Origin of the sequence: Lentibacillus sp. CBA3610, from assembly GCF_013373365.1 — a bacterium.
In the GTDB taxonomy this organism is placed as follows: Bacteria; Bacillota; Bacilli; order Bacillales; family Amphibacillaceae; genus Lentibacillus.
Window position 1 is genome coordinate 1,681,150 of record NZ_CP035925.1, and the last position, 22,259, is coordinate 1,703,408.

Below are 22,259 nucleotides of genomic sequence, written 5' to 3' on the forward strand. Positions count from 1 at the left end.
CTTCAAGTCCCCACTTTCGGGTATCAGAGCTAACTTCTATCTTTATCCCCCATACCATTCTCTCACTTTCTTATCAGACGGTAATAAAAACGTCAACAACCCAAGCAGCGGCAAAAAGGCAGTGGCAATCATTGTCGGAGTGAGACCGATCGAGTCAATTAATGAACCGAGCGCTACTGAACCTATTGCCCCCACACCAAAACCCAATCCAACAATCAACCCCGACATCGTACCAATTTTGCCCGGTATTAACTCCTGAGCATAAACAACGGTCACGGAAAAACTGGACATAATAATGACCCCCAGCAAGGCGAGTAAAATAATCGCCGTTACCGATCCGGCAAATGGTAAAACGAGTGCAAATGGAACTGCAGCCAGAAATGAAAATAAAATGACATTTCGTTTGCCAAATCGATCTGCAAATGGGCCGCCAAAAAACGTTCCGACGGCTCCGGCCAATAAAAACGTAAACGTGTAACTCTGTGATTTTGCAATGGTCAATCCATAACTCTCGATTACATAGAAGGCATAAAAATTTGAAATGACACTTGTATACCAGGAACGGGCAAACACGATGAAAACCAGAACAATGAGTGCCCTATTTATAGCTGTGGAAAGATTTTTATCACGTTCACTGTCACCATCATTCGCTTTAACATTTAGTGGATTACCGATTTGCGAAGCGTACCATTTTGCAATGTATATTAGGAAAAACACTGCCAGTCCGGCAATCAATGTGAACAATTGCTCCGAATTGCCCCAGTGGAACTAATACAAGTGCTGTTATCACAGGAGCCAGCGCCTGACCGGTATTCCCGCCGACTTGATAAATCGATTGAGCCATTCCTCTGCGCGGTCCTGCTGCAAGATATGCCACACGGGACCCCTCCGGATGAAATACCGCCGATCCCAATCCGATAAAGAATACACTGACTAAAATAAACCAGAAATTCGGAGCGAATGCCAGACCCAACATTCCGACTATACTGCTTGCAAGCCCTAGTGGCAACGCATACGGCATTGGGCGTTTATCTGTATATAAACCAACTACAGGCTGCATGACAGAAGCCACCAAGTTTAAAGTAAACGTGATAAAGCCGAGTTGTGTAAATGTCAGGCCAAGTGAATTTTCCAAAATCGGAAACATAGCGGGAATAACGGCCTGTAATGTGTCGTTTAATAAGTGACACGTACCAATTATGAATAAGATGGAATAAACGGTTTTATTATTTGTTCGAATAAATTGTTTGCTTCTGCTCCTCATTTTTTGCCTCGTCACCTTTCCACTTATCTATCTCACCAGTTACTTAACCATACCAAAAAATGGCGCTCATTGACATATGATATTTGAGCAGAGCTATTTGTTATCAAACTGTCTATACTGTCATGACATTTACTGCTATCATAGATAAAAAAGAACAAATAAGGAGGAAGTCATGAAAGTTAATGTAGCTATTGTACAGGCGAGGTCCGAATACCTCCGTTTACAAGCATCAGTTGATAAGGCGATTCATTACATTGAAAAGGCAGCAGCTCAGGGTGCGGACTTAATTACATTTGGCGAAACATGGTTAACAGGCTATCCCACATGGCTGGATCACTGTCCGGGTGCATGCTTGTGGAATCATAAGCCAACGAAGGAAGTCTATTCGTTCTTACGTAAAAACAGCCCAACCATTCCCGGTAAAGAAATAGATGCACTGGCCCGTACTGCCAAAAAACACGGTGTAATCGTTGTTATGGGGTTAAACGAGCGAGTGGATATGGGACCTGGGAATGGCACCTTATACAACAGTCTCATCACGATTGGAACAAATGGCGATATATTGAACCATCACCGGAAACTGACCCCCACCTATACCGAGCGGCTTGTCTGGGGTCCCGGTGACGGAGATGGATTAAAAGCAGTCGACACCGGCTATGGAAGAGTTGGCGGGCTTATCTGCTGGGAGCACTGGATGCCGTTGACACGACAAGCGCTGCATAATGAGGCAGAACAAATTCATATTTCTGTCTGGCCAACGGTAAATGAAATGCATCAAATCGCCAGTCGTCACTATGCTTTTGAAGGAAGATCCTATGTAATGGCAACAGGTCTAATAGAATCGGTTGCAGATTTACCTCCACAATTTGAATTGCAAGCTGGATTATATGAACACCCTGATCAATTACTGCAACGAGGAGGCAGCGCCATCATTGGTCCGGATGGTCAATATATTGCCGGTCCGGTTTATGATGAAGAGATGATTCTTACAGCAGAAATAGACCTTGAAAAAATTGATGCCGAACAATTAACCTTAGATGTGACCGGACATTATTCACGAGATGATATTTTTTCGTTTGATGTGAAGAAAAAGCGGCGAAACTGAGATTTGAGAGAAGAAACTTTATTCTGAAATCAGGACAATTGGGGCTGCCCACTTTTATACAGAAAAACAGCCAAACCTGTTTTATCAGGCTTGGCTGTTTTTAAATGGGACAAGGTGCCTGTCCCCATGTCTCTATTTCAATGCTGCTTTTGCTTTTTCAGCTAATTGGGCAAATGCCTGTTCATCATTGATAGCAAGTTCTGACAGCATTTTGCGGTTAACTTCGATTTCTGCCTGTTTTAATCCGTGCATTAGTCTGCTGTAAGAAATATCATTCATGCGTGCTGCAGCATTAATGCGGGAAATCCAAAGTTTGCGGAAATCGCGTTTTTTCTGCCTGCGGTCACGATAAGCATACTGACCGGACTTCATGACTTGCTGTTTTGCTTGTTTAAATAATACTCTTTTCGAGCCATAATAACCTTTAGCTAATTTCAATACGCGTTTACGACGTCTGCGCGTAACTGGTCCACCTTTTACACGTGGCATAGTAATTCCCTCCTAATACAATTGAAAAATGATTGAATGTTTAAATCACGAGCTTCTTATTTATACGGAAGCATTGTTTTGATACGTCTGAAATCACTTTTGGAAACAATAGCGGATTTGCGCAGTTTACGCTTTTGTTTTGGTGATTTATGCTTAAACATATGGCTTGTGTATGCGTGTCCGCGTTTTAATTTTCCAGTACCTGTTTTACGGAAACGTTTTTGCGAACCTTTATGGTTTTTCATTTTTGGCATATTGGTATCCTCCTTGTGTCAGTTGAAGCTTATTTTTCTTTGCTTGGCGCAAGCATCATAAACATATTGCGGCCTTCCATTTTTGCTTTGGATTCAATTGTCGCAACATCTTTCGTTTCTTCTGCAAGACGGTCGAGAACTTCCCGGCCAAGATCTTTGTGCGTGATGGCACGTCCTCGGAATCGAACAGAAGCCTTTACTTTATCGCCTTTACTTAAGAATTTCCGTGCATTCTTCAGTTTTGTATTGAAATCATGCTCGCCAATTCCTGGAGTGAAACGCACTTCTTTGACATTAATGACTTTTTGTTTTTTGCGTGCTTCTTTCTCTTTCTTCTGCTGTTCGTAACGATATTTGCCATAGTTCATAATCCGGCATACTGGTGGTTTTGCATTCGGCGCAACCAACACCAGGTCCAGATTTCTGGTCTGCGCAATATCCAGCGCTTCGTTACGTGATTTCACTCCTAACTGATCCCCATTTGAATCGATCAGACGTACCTCCCGGGCACGAATTTTTTCATTGACGTTCATTTCTTTGCTAATTGCCAGCCACCTCCGTAAATTTAAATTTAGTGATCTGCTATTGACAAGTTATTCTATCGCAAATAAAAAGTGTCGGTACATACATGCACCCACACGTCTCCAATAATATATTGAAAAGTTTAGGACCAGCCGACTGCAAACGAGCGTCGATCAGGTGAGAAGCGGGTGCTTCTACTTGTCTCAGATCATTTTATTCAGCTTATATAGAATAGCATGTGCTGAACCATGTGTCAACCTATGGCTATCTATAAAAGCTTCATTTACAGTATATCATGATTTCAAGCAGACAGAAAGCCCAAGCACTGTTCTGTACCTGGGCTGCATCCTATTTTTTGCGCAAAACCCTTTGACCGATTTCCTCATTAATCAGCGTTTCAAAATCGTCATAACTTAATGTTTCTGAGTCTTTCTCACCATAGCGCCGGACATTCACGCTGCTATTTTCAATTTCTTTGTCACCGAGAACTAATGCGAATGGAACTTTTTTGGTCTGAGCTTCCCTAATCTTATAACCGATTTTTTCGTCACGTTCATCCACTTCAACGCGTACACCCTGGAACCGTAATTCATCAGCAACTTTCCTGGCATAATCCAAATGTGCATCCGGTGCGACTGGAATTACCTCAACCTGAACAGGTGCGAGCCAGGTCGGGAATGCACCTTTATATTCTTCAATCAGGAACGCCACAAAACGTTCCATCGTGGAAACGACACCACGGTGAATCACAACCGGGCGATGTTCTTTGCCATCTTCACCGATGTAAGTCAGGTCAAAGCGTTCCGGCAATTGATAATCAAGCTGAACAGTGGACAGTGTTTCGTCTTTCCCTAATGCTGTTTGTACCTGTACATCCAATTTCGGACCGTAAAAAGCAGCTTCCCCTTTTGCTTCAACGTATTCAACATCCATTTCTTCCATTGTTTCTTTCAGCATGGCCTCTGCTTTTTCCCACATGTCATCATTGTCAATATACTTCTCTTTATCTTCCGGATCACGGTAGGACAGACGGAAATAATAATCCTCGATTCCGAAGTCTTTGTAAACTCTTTGTACAAGTTCCACAACCCTGATGAATTCATCTTTCAACTGATCCGGACGAGCAAATATGTGCGCATCATTGAGGGTCATTGCCCGTACACGCTGCAGTCCCGCCAGTGCTCCGGACATTTCATGGCGGTGCATTGTCCCCAATTCCGCTATCCTCACTGGCAGATTACGGTAGCTGTACAGTTGATTTTTGTACACCATCATATGATGCGGGCAGTTCATTGGACGGAGCACCAAGTCTTCATTATCCATTTCCATTGTCGGGAACATGTCATCCTGGTAGTGGTCCCAGTGGCCGCTTGTCTTATATAAATCAACACTTCCCAGTACCGGTGTGTAAACATGGTCATAGCCCAGCCGCTCTTCCAAATCAACGATATAACGCTCAATAATACGTCTGATTGTTGCACCTTTTGGGAGCCACAACGGCAAACCTTGGCCGACGTTTTGGGAGACGGTGAAAATATCCAGCTCCTTGCCGAGTTTACGGTGATCACGCTCTTTTCGTTCTTCAAGAATGCGTAAATGGTCATCAAGCTGACCTTGTTTTTCAAATGCTGTTCCATAGATGCGCTGCAGCTGCTTATTATTGCTGTCACCACGCCAATAGGCTCCGGAGACACTCAACAGCTTAAACGCTTTAATCTTGCTTGTTGACGGTACATGCACCCCGCGGCACAGGTCAAAAAATTCACCTTGTTTGTAGATGGTTACCTGTTCATCTTCAGGGATATCATTGATTAATTCCAGTTTCAGATCATCCCCGATTTCCCGGAACATTTCCTTTGCCTCATTGCGGGAAACTTCCATTCGCTCTATCTCCAGATTTTCATCAACAATTCGTTTCATTTCTTTCTCTATCTTTGGAAGGTCCTCAGGTGTCAAAGCATGATCCAAATCCATATCGTAATAAAAACCTTCCTCAATAACCGGTCCAACACCGAATGTCACATTATCAAACAACCTGGTAACAGCCTGTGCCATTAGATGGGCTGTCGAGTGACGCATGATATCAATACCCTCATCATTTCTGTACGTCATGATCTCGATAGCACCGCCATCAGGAAGTTCGCGCCTGAGATCAAACCGTTCACCATCCACCTTAACGGCCAGCGCCTGTTTCTTTAACCCTGGTGAAATTGAGCCTGCAATGTCTTCTCCAGTTGTTCCTTGAGGAAATTCCTTACTGGCTCCATCCGGAAACGTAATTGTAATATCTGCCATTTTTAACACTCCTTTGTTGCATCATATAATTGAATTTAAATATAAAGGCTATTTTTTAGTGTTTTTGCTGATCCTTATTCTTCATAGTTGATACAAACTGCGACACACTGAAAAATTTGAGCGTAATGACACCGCTCCGGAAATACGCTCAGCTGCTGTTGAGTTTCTGTACATTGAGTGGTGAAACCCAAGAAAAAATTGTTTAGCGAGTTTTCTCTCACTAGGACAGAACACGACACTAAGCTGCGGGAAAATGCGACACTCCTGCGGGAAAGGAACAGTCTGAAGGCCCCGCAGCGAGCGTTAAAGGAACAAAGGCTAAGAACGTCACGTCAATAGCCAACGCCTCCCGCGACCAACATCGTGTTGGCCCGCGAGTGAGGAGGCTGAAGCGTTCCCCGCGGAAAGGGAGTATTTTTCCGCAGCGACGAACGAGCACTCAGGCCCCCGATAGAATTGGAGGAAGACATTCCAAAAGTTGTGTCGCAGTTTATGTTTTATTCGACATAACAACATTCTTTTAAAAACAGCCATATTAAAAACGCCCATCCCCCTGCTTTAAGCAAAGGGACGAGCGTTCGTCACGTGGTTCCACCCTAATTTCCGCAAACATACTGCGGCTTCATTAATCTTTAACGCAGATGATACGCTGCTATTTACTCCTAGTTCAACAACAGAGTTTAAAGGTGGTAATCATTTGGTTGCGCACCGGAAGCTTCCAGCCGATGACTCCCTTCTCTTGTCTGCACAATAATCAAATGATCGTGTCCTTATCGGTACTTTTATCTTATATAAATCGTATTATAGCTGTTGTTGAAGATAAAATCAACCGGTTTTATTTATTTTTTATCTGATTTGGGAACGGAAAACGGCCGAGTGATTCAAATGTAGCCCTTTCCTGAAAAACATTAATCACCGTTAGCGTTTTTGGCTCTGATGGGTCATCACCATATATTTTAATTTTCTCCGGTGCCATGGCAATCAATGGTGACAAATTCAGCTCATCAGCATCCAGGCCGACCACATAAAGCGGTTCTTTCTGCATGAGTATCTTTAATTCCATTCCTGAAAACCGCTTACCATCCGGCTTAAAAAAAGAAAACGAATCCCCCTGCAGAATATGGATGGTATTAAATACTGGTTTTCTTTTTGTGATATAACCCCGCAGCATATCGATAAATGCCTGATGATCTTCCTCTCGTTTAAACTCATCAATCGCAAGACCGACATAGTGAATAAGCTGATCCTTAAACACTTTCAATTGAAAATTAACAATCGAATCAAAATGAATGGCTCCTGTATTATTAATATTCGTCAGAAATAGCGAATACAACAGTTGGCTCGGATCTTTATTATTTCTTACCAACTGGCTGTCATCGTCATCACCGGCAAAAATCCAATGTGACAAATCCATAATACGTTCAATTTCATCAGAATTTGAATAATAATAATGACGCCTGATAATGGTGTTGATCATATCTGTCAGACGGTATGTCACGAATACGCCAACCATTGCATCAGCAATCTTTTCCACGAAATCATTGCCTGACGCTTGTTGATCCAATTGGAGATGATTTCCCCACGCTTTCGATGTTTTCCAATGTAATTCAATTTGGTTATTAAATTGAAACAAATTCTCACAAAAACTTATCGCCTCTTTATCCGATTCAAAATAAACTTCCAGCAAAAACATCACCCTCACCCAAGACCAAACTGTTACATTATATGGACGTGCATATGAAAAAATGTATGGTCCTCCGAAACTAGTAAATATCTATGGTTTGGCTGGTTAGATAGGGTGGTGCACTCTCTCCCTCCTTCTACTATTATAATCGAAAAATCATAAGAAAAAGGGGCAGCCCCAAAAAATTTTATGGGATATGCCCTCTATTTGGATTTTTTTTCGATTGTAGTAGTGAATAGGGAGACCCGCCTGCCTATGGTCATCATGAGTCACGGCGGTTTTCGCCAGTCAGTTCAACTGCTTGAGCGACCTGTTTGATGCGTTCAATGATCCGGCCGGCTTTGACCGTTTCACTTCCGCCCCGGTTCGTGGTAGCAAGCTGCTCTTCCAATTGTTCCAGGCTGTAATTGGATGTGAAAAATACCGGTAAATTTTCCATCATGCGATACTGTAAAATAGATCCGAGTATCTCATCCCGAAACCAGGCGGATTGTGTTTCAGCACCAATATCATCAAGCATGAGGACATCTGTCTTCTTAAAGTAATTAATTTTTTCATTGATGGAATCGTCTTTGATGGAACTTTTCATTTCCCGGACGAATTCAGGCATATAAATCAGCATGGATGATATTTTTATCCGTTTCAGTTCATTTGCAAGTGCGCCAAGAAAATACGTTTTTCCGACCCCGAATGGGCCAAAGAAATAAAGGCCTTTTTCCGGAAGACTTGTTTTTGCTTCTTTCAAAAAGTTTAACATTTCATGAATGACCGGCTGTCTCTGATTATCAATATCAATACTGTTGATACTGGCATTGAAAATATCTTTAGGCATGTACAGGCTTTGTATCAGGTTTTGCTGCTCTTTCTGCTTCTCATAATCAATCCGGTTATGGCATTTTTCATAAACAAGGTGTATCTCATCATTATCTGTGCGCAAAATGGGTGAATAGCCTTGAATCATATTAATGCATTGACCGAAAGATTTGCATTTATCACACTGCTTGGATTGTGTTTTATATTCATAGAGTTTGATGAGACTTTTATCAATTTCCTTCTGTGAAAGCTGCGGATTAAGTGATAGGAACTCACTGATTTCAGGGTCGTTTAAAACTTCTTCCCTTACGTTCAAATAGTTTTCTTTGAAGTTTTTGTTCTGTTTCATCCATTTTTGGATTTCAGACTGTACTGGCTTCATAACTGTCATCCTTGCACAAGATTATTGTTTTCCGTTCGAGAATTCCCGGAGAAGCGCCGCGAATTCTTCGTTAGCTTGTTCAGCATCAGCACTATTTTGCTGAACTGCCGGCTTTTTCTTTTTCCGCTCTTTAAACCAATCCGGAACCACTTCTTTTGACGCAGGTTTCCGGTAATTTTTAGATTTATTATTTTGACGTTGCTGATATTGTGATTTTTGATTTTTTGCAAACGCCATCGCTTCCCTGGCCGTTTTTAAATTGGAACGTGACCAGTGGCTGGCGATTGTTTCCATATATGCTTTTGATAGCTTCATATCGGATTGCAGCAGAACATAATGGATCAGCACATTCATGACCGGCGATGGCAACCCTTGAGTTGTCATGACTTCACGAATCATTTTTAAGTCCTGACCGGATGCCTGGCCACCGCTGGATAAATCTTCAAGCAATTGTTTTGGTGAAATTTTCTCCAGCTTGAGGATTAGCTGTTCTTCTTTCGTCGTCGGTTTATAATCCGTTTCAGCAGCTTCATCTTCTGTTTTCCCGGTCAATCTGATTGTGGCCTGCTGATGTTTGTTCTGAAACAAATCGTGACAGGCTTCCTTAAATTCTTTAGGTACAAGTGAATTCTCTTCGGTAAGCGCCCATAATACAGCTTTTTCCACTTCAAATTCAGCCAGATCATATAACGTCATCATTTGCGAAATCAACCGTTTGTTAGTTGTTGTCATCACTTTTTTGACAGGAATCATGCGTGATTGCAGCATTTGCTCCATCCAGGAAAAATCAATCGATGGCATGTTTTCTTCTGTTGTCTGACTGTCATTTGTTAAATTCAACCCTTCCGCATGCGGCTGAAATGTTTGAAAAACCTCATTAAATGAGGCAGTAATGTTGGTTCCTTTTTCGGGCGACTGTGAACGAAAATGTTCCTGCAGCATCGTAAATTTTGCTTCCCCGATATGATGATATAACAGCTGTGTGAGCATATCATCAACAAAAAATTCATCCGGTGCAAACGGGGGCTGCATTTCATAAGTATACCAATGATGCTCACTGGAATCCTGCTGATATGTTTTCAGTAAACCGATTCCTTCAAGCTTGCGTCTGGCCCTGTATATTTCATCCAATGGCGCATTCATATAATTCATCAGTGTATGATGTGTCCGGGCTGTGGAATCTTCCTGAAAATCCCGTTCATTGATAAGGGTCTGATATAATGAAACTGCTTGAATACCGACCAGGGGCTGATACAGGTGTGTTAACGATTTAGTGTAGTCAGCCGGAAGACTTCCCTTTAATAAAACCCGATACCCTTCAATGGGCAGAATTTTTCCGATATCACGCATTATACTAACCCTTTCTTCTATCTAACGCTCCGAGCACTTATTCGGATTGTTTTTTGTCTGATTTAATTAAATCCTTCAGTTCATCCAAAAATACGGATAAATCTTTGAATTGGCGATAAACGGATGCGAAACGGACATAGGCAACTTCGTCTATGTCTGAAAGCCGCTCCATTACCATTTCCCCTATTTCATTACTCTCTACTTCGGACACACCGGTATTACGGAGTTCCTTTTCAACATCTATTGCAATTCCTTCTATTTTTTCAAGTGGAACCGGACGTTTTTCACAAGCTTTAATCAATCCGCGGATCAGCTTCTCGCGGCTGTATTCCTGACGTGTGCCATCTTTTTTGACAATAATTAATGGCACCTCTTCAATCCGCTCAAATGTCGTGAACCGAAAGCCGCACTGTTCACATTCCCTGCGCCTGCGGATTGAACTTCCTTCTTCAATCGGACGTGAATCCAATACTTTTGTACTTTTATTGTGGCAATTTGAACATCGCATGTTTGTTCAACCCCATTCATTAATAACTGCCGTTAATTCCTGTTTTTTATCAGTGGCAGCTCTTTATCGGCATATGAATATAATTGCTGAATCATCTTATGAGAGTAACCAAAATCAAATGGAAGCACTGATTCAGTAGTGACTGAAAAATCAATCGCGGTCCTGTAAGGTCTGACCATAATGACCGTTGCTACGATAAATGCTTTCTTACCTTTCACAACCGATGCACTTATCTCACCATGCTCTTTGGATCGTGAATTGATGCTATATTTGGGATTATTTTGCAATAGATTTTCCAACATGTTAAACCCTTTATCACGCGTTGTTTTATAATAGTGTGTCTGCAGTGAAGGATCTGTATGTAGATCATTTGTCTCAGCATGATCACTGAAATACTTTGCAATTACTTGACGAAACGACATCTCCTGCACCCCATCCCAGAGAAAGTCAAATACAACTTACTGTCGAACTAACTTTATTATAAACTATATGTCTACCTATTGTAACACGAATTTCATAGCTGAACTAATCTGAACTAAATATATCTTTTCGTAAACGTTATTGCTTTTTAATCTCATTTTTGATATAAACTGCGACACACTGAAAAATTTGAGCGTAATGACACCGCTCCGGAAATACGCTCCGCTTTCCGCGGGTGACCCGTGAGCCTCCTCGCTCGTTCCTCGCTGCGGGGTCTCACTTTGGCCACTTTTCCCGCAGGAGTCTCCGCGTATTTCCTACGCTGGTATTGATGTTCGTTCTGCATTTTGATTGTTGAAACTCAAAATAAAGTGTCTAGTGGGTTTTTTCTCACTAGGACAGAACAGAACACTGAGCTGCGGAAAAATGCGACACTCCTGCGGGAAAGGAACAGTCTGAAGACCCCGCAGTGAGCGGTTTTTGCGAGCGAGGAGGCTGAAGCGTTCCCCGCGGAAAGGGAGTATTTTTCCGCAGCGATGAATCAGCACTCAGTCCCGATAGAATGGGATGAAGACTTTTCGATAGTTATGTCGCAGTTTATGGGTTTAGTGACAAAGCAGCAATCTTTGAGAAAATAGCATAAAAAAAGATTGACGCATCTATATAAGATGGTCAATCTTTGGTGTTTTTCCGTTATGACGAAACCACATGTTTCTGATTAAGATAACTTCCGACGTGTCCGGCCAGGTCGACAACCCGTTTTGAATAGCCCCATTCATTATCATACCAAGCCAAAATCTTAATCTTGTTATCTTCCATGACCATTGTTGACAGCCCGTCAATAATAGCAGAATAGTCAGTTGTCGTATAATCAATTGAAACAAGTGGTTCATCACTATATTGGATGATTCCGTTTAATTCATTTTCTGAAGCTTCACGAAAGATATTGTTAATCATTTCAGGTGTCACGTCTTCCTCTACGTCAATAACCAGATCAACAAGTGAAACATTCGGTGTCGGAACTCTTAATGCCGTGCCGTGCAGTTTTCCATTCAAATGCGGGAGCACATCCCCTAAAGCCTTAGCAGCACCGGTTGATGTTGGTATAATCGATTGTGTGCATCCGCGGGCACGTCGCAAATCTTTATGCGGATTATCAAGGTTCTTTTGATCATTTGTAAATGAATGCACCGTCGTCATCAAACCATTAACAATTGTATAATGATCATCGAGTACCTTTACCACTGGTGCCAGGCAATTCGTCGTACAGGAAGCATTGGAGATAACCTCATCTTCTTCAGGTGTATAGGATTGTTCGTTAACACCCATAACAATCGTTTTATCAACCTGTTTCCCTGGTGCTGTAATGACAACTTTTTTTGCACCTGCCTGAATATGCCGGCCTGCTTCTTCTTTCGTTTTGAATTTTCCCGTAGCTTCTATGACAACATCAATCTCATGTTCTTTCCATGGCAGTTTTTCCGGTTCACGGGAGCTGACAAGATTAATGAACTCCCCATCAACTTCCAAACCGCTTTGGAGTGCTTTCACTTCGCCATCAAAGATGCCATGAATACTGTCATACTTAATCAAATGTGCCAGAGTTTCAGGAGGATAATTGGCATTTATTGATACGACTTCTAATTCATGATTTTTTACCGCCTGACGAAAAACCATCCGCCCGATACGGCCAAATCCATTAATTGCAATCCGGGTTTTACTCATTTTCCATCCCCCAATTTGTGTTATACTTTTTTGGAATCTGTTGTTAATAGTATAACATATTAAAATCGGAATGTGCTATTTTTTATTAAAAAATCGTTATTTAGTTATCGTTCATTTGAGCAAAAAATATAATTATAAATATTCTGCATCATTATGTTAGAATTAATTCAAGAAATTCACAGGTAATTGTGCTGGTTAGGGGCAGCATGTAACAAGGAGAGGTTATGTATTGAAAGTATCAATCATTAAACCACAAACGAAACATACTGAGGCTATTGCCGCCATTTGCGCTGCTGGCTGGAAACAAACAGTGGAAGGCAAGCTCAGCGAAGAATTCCAACTGAGGAATATTGAATTTTGGTATAACTTTGATCGCGTTCATCAGGACATTCAAAAAGGTGACTATACTCACGCTGCACTGCATAATTCTAAAGTTGCCGGCGTGATTGGCGGTGGTTTGACCAGGCCGGATACATCCGAGATATTTGTGTTTTATGTCGATGAAACGTATCGGTATCAGGGGATAGGCAGACGCCTTCTTGAAGCAATGACTGAGGAACAGATCAATCAAGGTGCGTCAGAGCAATGGGTTTCTGTACAGGAAGGGAATCAGCTGGGTATTCCTTTTTATGAAGCAAGAGGGTTTGTCTATCAGGAGAGAAGCGTTACGCTGACTGAAACCGGAGAGGAACAAATCTCTTTGCGCTATGCAAGGTCATTATAAACTCGAAAAAACCTCGTGAATAAATTAAGAATAGCTCAGGAACAGTAGGCTGAGCTATTCTTAATTATCAGCTGAATATTTTTTCAGCATCAACTATGAATTTTATTTGGATAGTTGATTGGATAGCCTCTTGATACTAACCATCAAACTACATCCCATTCCTGTAGCAGTGACTCCAGCTGTTCGCAGGAATTATACTTTGATCCATTATTATCAATAACGGCATCAGCAAGTTCCGCCTTTTCCTTGACCGGCATCTGTGCGTTAATCCGCTGGTAAGCTTCTTCCTCTGAATAACCATCACGCTCCATCAGGCGCTCGAGCTGCACATGTTCATCAACATAAACGACGACTGTCTTGTCCACAAAGTTCGTCAGCTTACTTTCAAATAACAACGGTATATCCAATACAACGCTTTTGATGCCGGATTCGACATGAGCATCTCTTTGTTCAAGCATTTTTTCCCTGACAGCGGGATGCACAATGCTGTTTAACGTCTTACGTTTTCCCTCATCTTCAAATACAATGGCACCCAATTTTGGTCGGTCGATTGATTTGTCTTTTCGAAGTATGGTTTCCCCAAATGATTCCACAATCTGCTTATATGCTTTTTCACCCGGCATGACGACTTCTCTCGATAATTTATCCGCGTCAATCACCGGGATATTAAAATCATCAAACATTAACGAAACCGTACTTTTACCACTTGCGATACTTCCTGTCAGTCCGATAACACGTGTCATTTACAGCCCTCATTTCATTTTTTGGCACGAAACACAAACATGGGTTCCACGTCCGCCGACTTTCATTTTGACAATCGTTTTACCGCACGTTTTACATGGTTCGTTTTCCTGACCATAGACAAACAGCTCCTGTTGAAACATGCCCATATCACCCTGTGAGTTAACATACGATCGGATCGTGGTTCCTCCTTGATCAACCGCTTCTTTTAAGGTGGAAATCGCCGCTTCCCAAATGGCTGTTGCTTCTTTTTTCTTTAATTTATTCGCTTTTCTTAATGGATGGATTTTTGCTTTAAATAATGTTTCATCAACGTAAATATTCCCAAGCCCGGCCACAACCGACTGATCCAACAGCACTGATTTGATTAGGCGGTCGGTTTTTTTCAGTTTCCGGTAAAGATAATCCACCGTAAATGCTTCATCAAAAGGATCCGGGGCCAATTGATTTAATGGTTTATGGTTACATTCGTCTCCTTTTTTAAATAAATGCATTGTCCCAAACTTGCGCACGTCATTATAGCGGAGCTCTTCACCATTGTTGAATTTAAAAATGACGTGCGTGTGTTTTTTTACCGGCTCCGCTGACAAATGGACATTATACTTGCCTTCCATCCGCAAATGGGATACCAGTACGGCATCATCCAGTTCAAATAACAGGAATTTTCCTTTTCGGTGTATAGCTTGTATCGTCTGTTCTGTTAAAAGTTGTTTAAACTGCTCAATATCATCCGGCCGTTTGATGATCTTTGGCCAGAATACAGACACGTCCGTAATGGTTTTATCGATTACAAATCGTTTTAGTGTGTTTTTTATCGTTTCCACTTCTGGTAATTCCGGCATGCCATCTTCCCCTTATTTCGCATCAAACCAGCTCTCGCCGTATTCATAATCAACTTTCAACGGCACATTCAGATCCACAGTGTTTTCCATGATAGCTGGTACGATTTCTTTTAGTTGTTCAATCTCTTGTTTTGGTGCTTCGAGAATCAATTCGTCATGTACCTGAAGCAGCATCCGTGCCTCAAGTTTTTCGTCTTTTAATTTTTCATTCAGATCGATCATAGCTTTTTTGATAATATCGGCAGCGCTTCCCTGAATTGGTGTATTCATGGCGGTCCGTTCAGCAAATGAGCGCCGATTGAAGTTTCTGCTCGTAATTTCCGGTAAATAGCGTCTGCGTTTCATGATGGTGGTCACATAGCCTTGGTGTTTGGCCTCCTGGACGATGTCATCCATATAACCTTTGACATCAGGATAGCTTTCAAAATAACGCTCAATAAACTGCTTGGCTTCCTTCCGTGTGATACCAAGACTCTGTGAAAGCCCGAAATCACTTATGCCATAAACAATCCCGAAGTTTACGGCTTTTGCCTGGCGGCGCATATGAGCCGTTACATCTTCCCTGTCAACATGGAAAACATCCATCGCTGTTTGGGTATGAATATCCAGATCATTTGTAAATGCTTCAACAAGTTTGTCATCATTTGCAATGTGTGCCAGTACGCGCAATTCGATTTGCGAATAGTCGGCAGCAAACATAATCCAGTCCTGTTCGGATGGAACGAAAGCACGGCGAATTTTGCGCCCTTCCTCCAGGCGGATCGGGATATTTTGCAAATTCGGTTCAATTGAGCTCAAACGTCCAGTCTGGGTCAGTGCCTGATTAAATCGGGTATGGATTTTATGCGAATCTTTGTCCACAACACGCAGCAGTCCGGCAAGATAAGTTGATTGCAGTTTACCTAATTGCCGGTAAAGCAGAAGTTTTGGAATAATTTCATGTTCATTTTGCAATTGTTCCAAAACGTCTGCCGCAGTTGAGTACCCCGTTTTCGTTTTTTTGATAACCGGGAGACCCAATTTTTCAAACAAAACCGGTCCAAGCTGTTTCGGGGAATTTAAATTAAATTCCTCACCGGCCAGTTCATGAATTTCTTTTTCCAATTCACTTAAGCGCTGTTTCAGATCCTCGTCCATTTCATGGAGACGGTCTGTGTCAACGCGTACACCGGCATGCTCCATTTCCCCAAGAATAAGTGCAAGCGGCATTTCCAGTTCTTTCAATAATTCAAGCTGTTCATTCGTTTTCAGCTGCTGTTCCATTTTATCTTTTAATTGAAATAACAGGCTTGTTTTCCTCGCAACATGTTCACTTAACGCATCCTGTTCAGGCAGTTTCATTTTCGCACCTTTTCCATAGACTTCCTCATCGTATAATACGTCTGTCTCGCCCATTCGGTGTGCAATTGCCGGAATATCATGATTATTTTCGGCCGGATTAAGTAAATAGGATGTCAGCAGCATATCAAAAGTAATGCCTTTAACATGGATACCTTGATTCAATAAAGCCACAAGCGTTTTCTTGGCATCAAAAACAATTTTCGATTGACTGCTGTCCGCCGCCCATGCTTTAAACGCATCGGAATTAATGGCTGTTTCGGTTGGAATAAAATAGGCATTGGAGGCATTCACCACACCGACGCCCTCAATATTGCCATAGTGATAATTCTCCTCGAGCATTTCCAGCACCAGTGCCGCCTCATCACCCAGCATACTTTCTGTAACCTCATAAGCAATTGTATAATCAATAGGACTTAGTTCAGCACTTCCCTCACTATCATCTTCTGCTTCACCATCAATCCTGCCGAGCAATGACTGGAAACCCAGATCTTTGAAAATCGCACTGACATCTGCTTGCGGATAACCCGAATATGTCATGTCAGCCAGCGTTACATCAATAGGTGAATCACGGTCAATAATGACAAGCTTCTTACTCATGAACGCATCATCTTTATGATTTTCCAGCTTTTCCTTTAATTTCTTGCCGGAGACATCATGAAGGTGGTCGTACACATTATCTACTGTTTCAAATTGTTTCAGCAGTTTGGTGGCTGTTTTCTCACCGACACCCGGCACACCCGGAATATTGTCCGAACTATCCCCCATCAATGCCTTCAGATCAATAATTTGTTCAGGGGAAATGGCCATCTTTTCCTGCATAAATGATGGTGTGTATGGTTCGATGTCACTGATTCCTTTCCTGGTCAAATTCACGGTAACGTTGTCCGATACAAGCTGAAGCAAGTCTTTATCACCGGAGATGACCGTAACATTCCAGTCATTTTCCTGTGCTTGCCTGGAAAGCGTCCCAATGATGTCATCCGCTTCATATAAATCAAGCTGGTAGTGCGAGATTTGGAATGCATCAAGGACTTCTTTCAAAAGCGGAATCTGTTCTGACAGTTCCGGCGGTGTCTTTTGCCGCCCGCCTTTATATTCCTGATATGTCTCATGACGGAATGTTGTTTTTCCGGCATCGAATGCAACCAGCATATGGGTCGGTTTTTCGTCCTCAAGAATTTTTAACAGCATATTTGTAAAACCGTAAACCGCATTCGTATAAACACCTTTATCATTGTTCAAAAGCGGCAATGCAAAAAACGCTCGGTAAATCACACTGTTGCCGTCAACCAATACAAGCTTATTGCTCATTTGAATGTTCCTCCGATCATACCTTTATCATCATGGCTGTTTTCATATAGTGTGTTGCTGATAGTAATATATATCTTAATTCTGCTTCAAAGACAACAATCTTTTAAGAAACAGCCATCACCACTACCCCTATTTTACCACAGTATAACAAAAAGCACCCTCTATTAAGAGGATGCCGGATTATTTTTCGGTAAATGGACATGAAAGGCCGATCCTTTATCAGGCTCACTATCGACCGATATTTTTCCTTCGTGCACTTCAGCAATATGTTTGACGATTGCCAGCCCAAGCCCTGTTCCACCAGTATTCCGGCTCCTTGCCTTATCCACCCGGTAAAACCGCTCAAATATCCGCGGAATAGCTTCCTCTGAGATACCAATGCCATTATCCGAAACCTGAATATGGATATAGTCACCTTCATCCATTATTCTCAGATGTACAGCGCCGTTTTCCGGTGTATAACTGATCGCATTTGACAATAAATTAATGATGATTTGCTTAACCTGCTGAGCATCGGCCTCCAGGGTGATTTCATTCTGGACATCAACCTTCAAGTCAATAGTTTTCTTTTCCGCGCGCTGGCTGATTATCGGAATGACCTCTTCAACTAAACGATCAATATCTACCGTTGTTCTGACAAGTTCGAAATTATCCTTTTCCAGTCGGGATAATTTTAATAAATCCTCAATCAGTTCCTGAAGACGTGTGCTTTCATCATGGATAATCGTCAGGAAATGCTGTAATGTGTCCTCATCTTTCATGGCGCCGTTCAATAATGTCTCTGCAAACCCGCTGATTGAGGTGATTGGTGTTTTCAGTTCATGCGAAACATTTGCCACAAAGTCTTTCCGCATTAATTCCAGCTTTTTCAAATGTGTAATATCATACAATAAAAGAACGGCACCTTTCAGCATATTACGATCATTAAATATAGGTGCACCAATGATTTCAATATATTTCTTGTCAACCCCAATAAACTGTGTTAATGAATGAATGATATTTCTTTCATACAAAAACGTTTGCTGGACGGTTTCGTGGATCGTTTCGTTTGCCAAAACATCATAGTATAAATACCCATGATAATCAGCGGCACTCCCGCCAAACATGGATAAAAACTTCCTGTTGACTAAGTGAATGTAGCCTTTCTCATCGATCAGCACCAAACCGCTTTGTGTATTGTCAATTACTGTTGTCAGCTGTTCTTCCCGCACCTGTTCTTTTATTTTGAATTCACTCAGGTTTCTTGCCAGAACATTTAGTTTGTTGTTAAGGTTACCAATACTTCCACCTGCTGAGTGGTGGATTCTTGCCCGATAATTTCCTTTAACGAATTCATCGACAATCTGGGACGCCTTTTCAATCGGTTTCATATAATTATCATAAATATGCAGCATGATAACAATAAGAATAATATATGCCACAACTAAAATCGATAAAAGAATAATATATTGTGTCGTCAATTGGCTTAAGGCAATTCCCGATACAGCAACCAGAAGCAGGATCCCAATATGATAGGCTATCAGTGGTTTTCTAAATAAAGGTTTCATAGTTTAGGATGCTCCATTTTATATCCAAGCCCTCTTATTGTTTTAATGTATGTTGGTTTTTTCGTATCCGGTTCAATCTTTTCACGTAAATGACTGACATGGACGTCAACGATCCGAGTGTCGCCTACAAAGTCATAATTCCATACCGCACTTAATAGTTGATCACGTGAAAGGACGTTGCCTTTATGGGAAGCAAAATAATATAAAAGTTCAAATTCCTTTCGCGTAAACGTCAGCGGCTCTCCTTTTATTTCCGCTTCATAACGATCAGGATAAATGGTTAAATCACCAATTTGTATTGACATGCTATTTAATTCCCCGGCCTTGTTCACTCGGCGCAGAATGGCTTTGATACGGGCAATGACTTCATTGGGACTGAATGGTTTCGTCAAATAATCATCCGCCCCGATTTCCAACCCCAATACCTTATCAAGTTCTTCATCCTTTGCCGTCAGCATCAGAATTGGCGTATCAATTTTATTAGACCTCAGATGCTTGCACACTTCCATACCGTCCATTTCCGGCAGCATCAGATCAAGGATAATCAGATCATAATGTGAAGTTTCAGCTTTTTGAATAGCTTCTTTCCCGTCATATGCCACATCCGTTTCGTACCCAGCCTGCTCCACATTGAATTTTAGCAACGTAACAATTGACGCTTCATCATCAACAATCAAAATTCGTTTCCCCATTGACAATCCTCATTTCTATGACAATCTGGCTATCTTTATCTTACAATGAAATGAAGGCAATGTGAACAGATCCGGGTGTAAAGAAAAATTTACAAATGATGAATACAGCTTTGGTCAACCTCCAGCAGTGTTCGCATAAAGCTCAAATCATCGCCAAACCTGCTCATGGGGTTAGCTTAAATATCCTATTTTCGGCTCAAGTTATCACAAATCCTTTACGGAATCTTAAAAATTAACTTCCATATAGCATTTAAAAGAAATTTTCCAGCGAACGCCCTGTCAGAGACTCAGGTTCATATGCAGGCCGGACATTAAGTTTTCCCTGCAATACCTCATCACCTTCCCGATCAAAACCGATAACGGATAACGTTACTTCATGATTCCCGTGGTCAATGGCAATCACTTCAAGTGTAAACGTAACTTCAGCATAATGAAATACCGGTTTTGGGAAGGTCATCTCGTGCTGGGTAATATGGCTGCCTGGTCCAGGTAAATGCATGGATACAATGGATGACACCATCCCAAAAAGCATAACGGATGGAACGACAGGCTGTTTATACGGTGTCTGGGATGCATAATCGTGTTGAATATAGAGCGGGTTAGCATCATTCGTCAAACCTAAATATAATAATAATTCCTTATCCTCGACAATATGAGAAGCCGTATAAGCATCACCGACCTGCAACTCAGCCATTTTCTTGCCCAGCTTTCTCTTTTTGCCAATCATACAGTCACCCCCGATACATGTAAGCGTTTTCTATTATACCAGAAAATGCTAACTGCCGCTATAGCATCATTAAAAAAAGCTCCTCTTTCATGAATAAAGAGAAGCTTTTTTGCGTGGTTTTCACGGTTAAGATTGTTGTTTTAAAACTCACAACTGAGATTAACTGCGACATAAGTGCTGTGTTGATTTCCGTTCCGGCCAGTCGCTTTCCGCGGGCAACGCCTCAGCCTCCTCGGAAGAAAACCACTTCCTGCGGGGTCTTCAGCTGTTGCTTTTCCCGCAGGAGTCGACTGGCCTCCACTCCAATCAACACTCATAAAAGAGGTTTAATTAAGCAACAAAAAATGAGATTAAAAAGTGCGATAAGTGGAGGAAATACGCGGAGACTCCTGCGGGAAAAGTGACTAACGTGAGACCCCACAGGGCGAATGCCCGAGGAGGCTCACGGGGCACCCGCGGAAAGCGGAGCGTATTTCCGGAACGGTATCATTGCACTCAAAATATACTCCACATCTCAGTTTATTGATTTTGTCAACAATAACCTTCGAGAAAACAACTATTATTAACTATTTACTTTAATACATCAAGGACATTTTTAACAGAATCTGCTGATTTGTCCAATTGAGCTTTTTCATCATCGGTCAGATCCAGTTCGATAATTTCCTCCACACCGTTTCCTCCGATGATGGTTGGCACACCAAGATAAATATCCTGATAGCCATACTCACCTTCCAAATATGCAATCGATGGAAGAACACGGCGTTGATCTTTCAGGATGGCCTCTGCCATGACGGTAAGCGAAGCAGCCGGAGCGTAATAGGCACTTCCGTTACCAAGCATCCCAACGATTTCACCGCCGCCTTTGCGCGTGCGCTCAATGATTTCGTCAAGACGGTCCTTGGCAATCAATTTTTCAAGCGGAATTCCACCAGCGTGGGAATAGCGGATTAATGGCACCATGTCATCCCCATGTCCGCCAAGAACGAATCCAGTAATATCTTTAACTGACAAGTTCAATTCCTCAGCGATAAATGTGCGGAAACGTGCTGTATCCAGTACGCCGGATTGGCCGATAACACGCTCTTTAGGAAATCCGGACGCTTTAAATACTGTATAAGTCATGGCGTCGACCGGATTTGTTAATACAACAATGGTAGTCTCCGGAGAATATTTAACAATATCCTGTGTGACGTTTTTCATGATTTCAGCATTTGTGCTGACCAGATCATCCCGGCTCATACCGGGTTTACGGGCAATACCGGCTGTAATGATGACGAGATCGGAGTCTTTTGTATCTTCGTAATTAGCAGTCCCAAAGATATTAGCGTCAAACCCTTGAACAGGACTGGCCTCTTTCATGTCTAAAGCTTTTCCTTTTGTCGGGTCTTCCATATCCGGAATATCAACCAGTACGACGTCCCCGAGTTCTTTTTGCGCCATCATTAAGGCAGTAGTGGCACCGGTAAATCCGGAACCGATGACAGATATTTTCCTGCGTTTAATAGCCATGCTCATCCCATCCT

At 42.0% G+C, this 22,259-nt stretch carries 19 protein-coding genes, 1 pseudogene and 1 other annotated feature; of the genes and pseudogenes, 2 read left to right on the forward strand and 18 right to left on the reverse strand.

All coding sequences use genetic code 11. The features are described 5' to 3' along the window. Positions 1-42 precede the first annotated feature (42 nt). A pseudogene (locus Len3610_RS08545) lies at positions 43-1,264 on the reverse strand (MFS transporter). Positions 1,265-1,436: 172 nt separating this feature from the next. On the opposite strand from Len3610_RS08545, the gene Len3610_RS08550 reads away from it, so the two are divergent. Beyond that, positions 1,437-2,369 (forward strand): carbon-nitrogen hydrolase family protein, encoded by a 933-nt coding sequence (locus tag Len3610_RS08550; RefSeq protein ID WP_176447573.1) that lies wholly within the window; start codon positions 1,437-1,439, stop codon positions 2,367-2,369. Positions 2,370-2,501: 132 nt separating this feature from the next. On the opposite strand, the gene rplT is transcribed toward Len3610_RS08550, so the two are convergent. From rplT to Len3610_RS08600, 10 genes are all read right to left on the reverse strand, one after another. Then, a complete protein-coding gene (rplT, locus tag Len3610_RS08555; protein ID WP_176447574.1) occupies positions 2,502-2,858 on the reverse strand; it encodes a 50S ribosomal protein L20 in 357 nt (118 codons plus the stop codon). Positions 2,859-2,914: 56 nt separating this feature from the next. Further along, on the reverse strand, positions 2,915-3,112 hold the full coding sequence (gene rpmI / locus Len3610_RS08560; protein WP_176447575.1) for a 50S ribosomal protein L35: 198 nt from the start codon (positions 3,110-3,112) through the stop codon (positions 2,915-2,917). A gap of 29 nt (positions 3,113-3,141) precedes the next feature. After that, complete coding sequence (gene infC, locus Len3610_RS08565) at positions 3,142-3,645, reverse strand: translation initiation factor IF-3 (RefSeq protein WP_176447576.1); 504 nt, start codon at positions 3,643-3,645, stop codon at positions 3,142-3,144. A gap of 69 nt (positions 3,646-3,714) precedes the next feature. After that, positions 3,715-3,840, reverse strand: a sequence feature (ribosomal protein L20 leader region). Between the two features lie 142 nt (positions 3,841-3,982). Then, positions 3,983-5,929: a threonine--tRNA ligase gene (gene thrS, locus Len3610_RS08570; RefSeq protein ID WP_176447577.1), complete on the reverse strand. Its 1,947-nt coding sequence runs from the start codon at positions 5,927-5,929 to the stop codon at positions 3,983-3,985. A gap of 835 nt (positions 5,930-6,764) precedes the next feature. Then, positions 6,765-7,616 carry a putative sporulation protein YtxC gene (gene ytxC / locus Len3610_RS08575; protein WP_176447578.1) on the reverse strand — a complete coding sequence of 284 codons (852 nt, stop codon included), beginning with the start codon at positions 7,614-7,616 and terminating at the stop codon, positions 6,765-6,767. 259 nt (positions 7,617-7,875) lie between these two features. Then, the gene (gene dnaI, locus Len3610_RS08580; RefSeq protein ID WP_176447579.1) at positions 7,876-8,808 is read right to left on the reverse strand and encodes a primosomal protein DnaI; all 933 of its coding nucleotides are present in this window, start codon (positions 8,806-8,808) and stop codon (positions 7,876-7,878) included. A 21-nt stretch (positions 8,809-8,829) separates the two neighbouring features. After that, on the reverse strand, positions 8,830-10,158 hold the full coding sequence (locus Len3610_RS08585; protein ID WP_176447580.1) for a replication initiation and membrane attachment family protein: 1,329 nt from the start codon (positions 10,156-10,158) through the stop codon (positions 8,830-8,832). A 37-nt stretch (positions 10,159-10,195) separates the two neighbouring features. Next, positions 10,196-10,666: a transcriptional regulator NrdR gene (gene nrdR, locus Len3610_RS08590; RefSeq protein WP_176447581.1), complete on the reverse strand. Its 471-nt coding sequence runs from the start codon at positions 10,664-10,666 to the stop codon at positions 10,196-10,198. Positions 10,667-10,698: 32 nt separating this feature from the next. Next, complete coding sequence (locus Len3610_RS08595; protein WP_176447582.1) at positions 10,699-11,088, reverse strand: cytosolic protein; 390 nt, start codon at positions 11,086-11,088, stop codon at positions 10,699-10,701. Between the two features lie 691 nt (positions 11,089-11,779). Beyond that, positions 11,780-12,811, reverse strand: a complete 1,032-nt coding sequence (locus tag Len3610_RS08600; protein WP_176447583.1) for a glyceraldehyde-3-phosphate dehydrogenase — start codon at positions 12,809-12,811, stop codon at positions 11,780-11,782. A gap of 229 nt (positions 12,812-13,040) precedes the next feature. Here Len3610_RS08600 and Len3610_RS08605 point away from each other — a divergent pair, with 229 nt between their 5' ends. Then, complete coding sequence (locus Len3610_RS08605) at positions 13,041-13,535, forward strand: GNAT family N-acetyltransferase (protein WP_176447584.1); 495 nt, start codon at positions 13,041-13,043, stop codon at positions 13,533-13,535. A gap of 143 nt (positions 13,536-13,678) precedes the next feature. Here the strand turns inward: Len3610_RS08605 and coaE are convergent, their stop codons facing one another. The 7 genes from coaE to mdh form a co-directional block, all read right to left on the reverse strand. Continuing rightward, on the reverse strand, positions 13,679-14,278 hold the full coding sequence (gene coaE / locus Len3610_RS08610; protein ID WP_176447585.1) for a dephospho-CoA kinase: 600 nt from the start codon (positions 14,276-14,278) through the stop codon (positions 13,679-13,681). A 9-nt stretch (positions 14,279-14,287) separates the two neighbouring features. After that, positions 14,288-15,118 (reverse strand): DNA-formamidopyrimidine glycosylase, encoded by an 831-nt coding sequence (gene mutM / locus Len3610_RS08615; RefSeq protein WP_176447586.1) that lies wholly within the window; start codon positions 15,116-15,118, stop codon positions 14,288-14,290. Positions 15,119-15,130: 12 nt separating this feature from the next. Then, positions 15,131-17,770 carry a DNA polymerase I gene (gene polA / locus Len3610_RS08620; RefSeq protein ID WP_176447587.1) on the reverse strand — a complete coding sequence of 880 codons (2,640 nt, stop codon included), beginning with the start codon at positions 17,768-17,770 and terminating at the stop codon, positions 15,131-15,133. A gap of 164 nt (positions 17,771-17,934) precedes the next feature. Beyond that, on the reverse strand, positions 17,935-19,317 hold the full coding sequence (gene pnpS / locus Len3610_RS08625; protein ID WP_176447588.1) for a two-component system histidine kinase PnpS: 1,383 nt from the start codon (positions 19,315-19,317) through the stop codon (positions 17,935-17,937). After that, complete coding sequence (locus tag Len3610_RS08630) at positions 19,314-20,009, reverse strand: response regulator transcription factor (protein ID WP_176447589.1); 696 nt, start codon at positions 20,007-20,009, stop codon at positions 19,314-19,316. The genes pnpS and Len3610_RS08630 overlap by 4 nt, the downstream gene beginning before the upstream one ends. Positions 20,010-20,259: 250 nt before the next feature. Beyond that, on the reverse strand, positions 20,260-20,736 hold the full coding sequence (locus tag Len3610_RS08635; protein ID WP_176447590.1) for a MaoC family dehydratase: 477 nt from the start codon (positions 20,734-20,736) through the stop codon (positions 20,260-20,262). A gap of 570 nt (positions 20,737-21,306) precedes the next feature. Continuing rightward, positions 21,307-22,245 (reverse strand): malate dehydrogenase, encoded by a 939-nt coding sequence (gene mdh / locus Len3610_RS08640; protein WP_176447591.1) that lies wholly within the window; start codon positions 22,243-22,245, stop codon positions 21,307-21,309. Positions 22,246-22,259 lie beyond the last annotated feature (14 nt).

What these genes read in the sequence shown, in the direction of transcription:
- Len3610_RS08550 (WP_176447573.1), top strand. Translation starts at nt 1,437, where the DNA reads ATGAAAGTTAATGTAGCTATTGTACAGGCGAGGTCCGAATACCTCCGT.
- rplT (WP_176447574.1), bottom strand. Translation starts at nt 2,858, where the DNA reads ATGCCACGTGTAAAAGGTGGACCAGTTACGCGCAGACGTCGTAAACGC.
- rpmI (WP_176447575.1), bottom strand. Translation starts at nt 3,112, where the DNA reads ATGCCAAAAATGAAAAACCATAAAGGTTCGCAAAAACGTTTCCGTAAA.
- infC (WP_176447576.1), bottom strand. Translation starts at nt 3,645, where the DNA reads ATGAACGTCAATGAAAAAATTCGTGCCCGGGAGGTACGTCTGATCGAT.
- thrS (WP_176447577.1), bottom strand. Translation starts at nt 5,929, where the DNA reads ATGGCAGATATTACAATTACGTTTCCGGATGGAGCCAGTAAGGAATTT.
- dnaI (WP_176447579.1), bottom strand. Translation starts at nt 8,808, where the DNA reads ATGAAGCCAGTACAGTCTGAAATCCAAAAATGGATGAAACAGAACAAA.
- Len3610_RS08585 (WP_176447580.1), bottom strand. Translation starts at nt 10,158, where the DNA reads ATGCGTGATATCGGAAAAATTCTGCCCATTGAAGGGTATCGGGTTTTA.
- nrdR (WP_176447581.1), bottom strand. Translation starts at nt 10,666, where the DNA reads ATGCGATGTTCAAATTGCCACAATAAAAGTACAAAAGTATTGGATTCA.
- Len3610_RS08595 (WP_176447582.1), bottom strand. Translation starts at nt 11,088, where the DNA reads ATGTCGTTTCGTCAAGTAATTGCAAAGTATTTCAGTGATCATGCTGAG.
- Len3610_RS08600 (WP_176447583.1), bottom strand. Translation starts at nt 12,811, where the DNA reads ATGAGTAAAACCCGGATTGCAATTAATGGATTTGGCCGTATCGGGCGG.
- coaE (WP_176447585.1), bottom strand. Translation starts at nt 14,278, where the DNA reads ATGACACGTGTTATCGGACTGACAGGAAGTATCGCAAGTGGTAAAAGT.
- mutM (WP_176447586.1), bottom strand. Translation starts at nt 15,118, where the DNA reads ATGCCGGAATTACCAGAAGTGGAAACGATAAAAAACACACTAAAACGA.
- polA (WP_176447587.1), bottom strand. Translation starts at nt 17,770, where the DNA reads ATGAGCAATAAGCTTGTATTGGTTGACGGCAACAGTGTGATTTACCGA.
- pnpS (WP_176447588.1), bottom strand. Translation starts at nt 19,317, where the DNA reads ATGAAACCTTTATTTAGAAAACCACTGATAGCCTATCATATTGGGATC.
- Len3610_RS08630 (WP_176447589.1), bottom strand. Translation starts at nt 20,009, where the DNA reads ATGGGGAAACGAATTTTGATTGTTGATGATGAAGCGTCAATTGTTACG.
- Len3610_RS08635 (WP_176447590.1), bottom strand. Translation starts at nt 20,736, where the DNA reads ATGATTGGCAAAAAGAGAAAGCTGGGCAAGAAAATGGCTGAGTTGCAG.
- mdh (WP_176447591.1), bottom strand. Translation starts at nt 22,245, where the DNA reads ATGGCTATTAAACGCAGGAAAATATCTGTCATCGGTTCCGGATTTACC.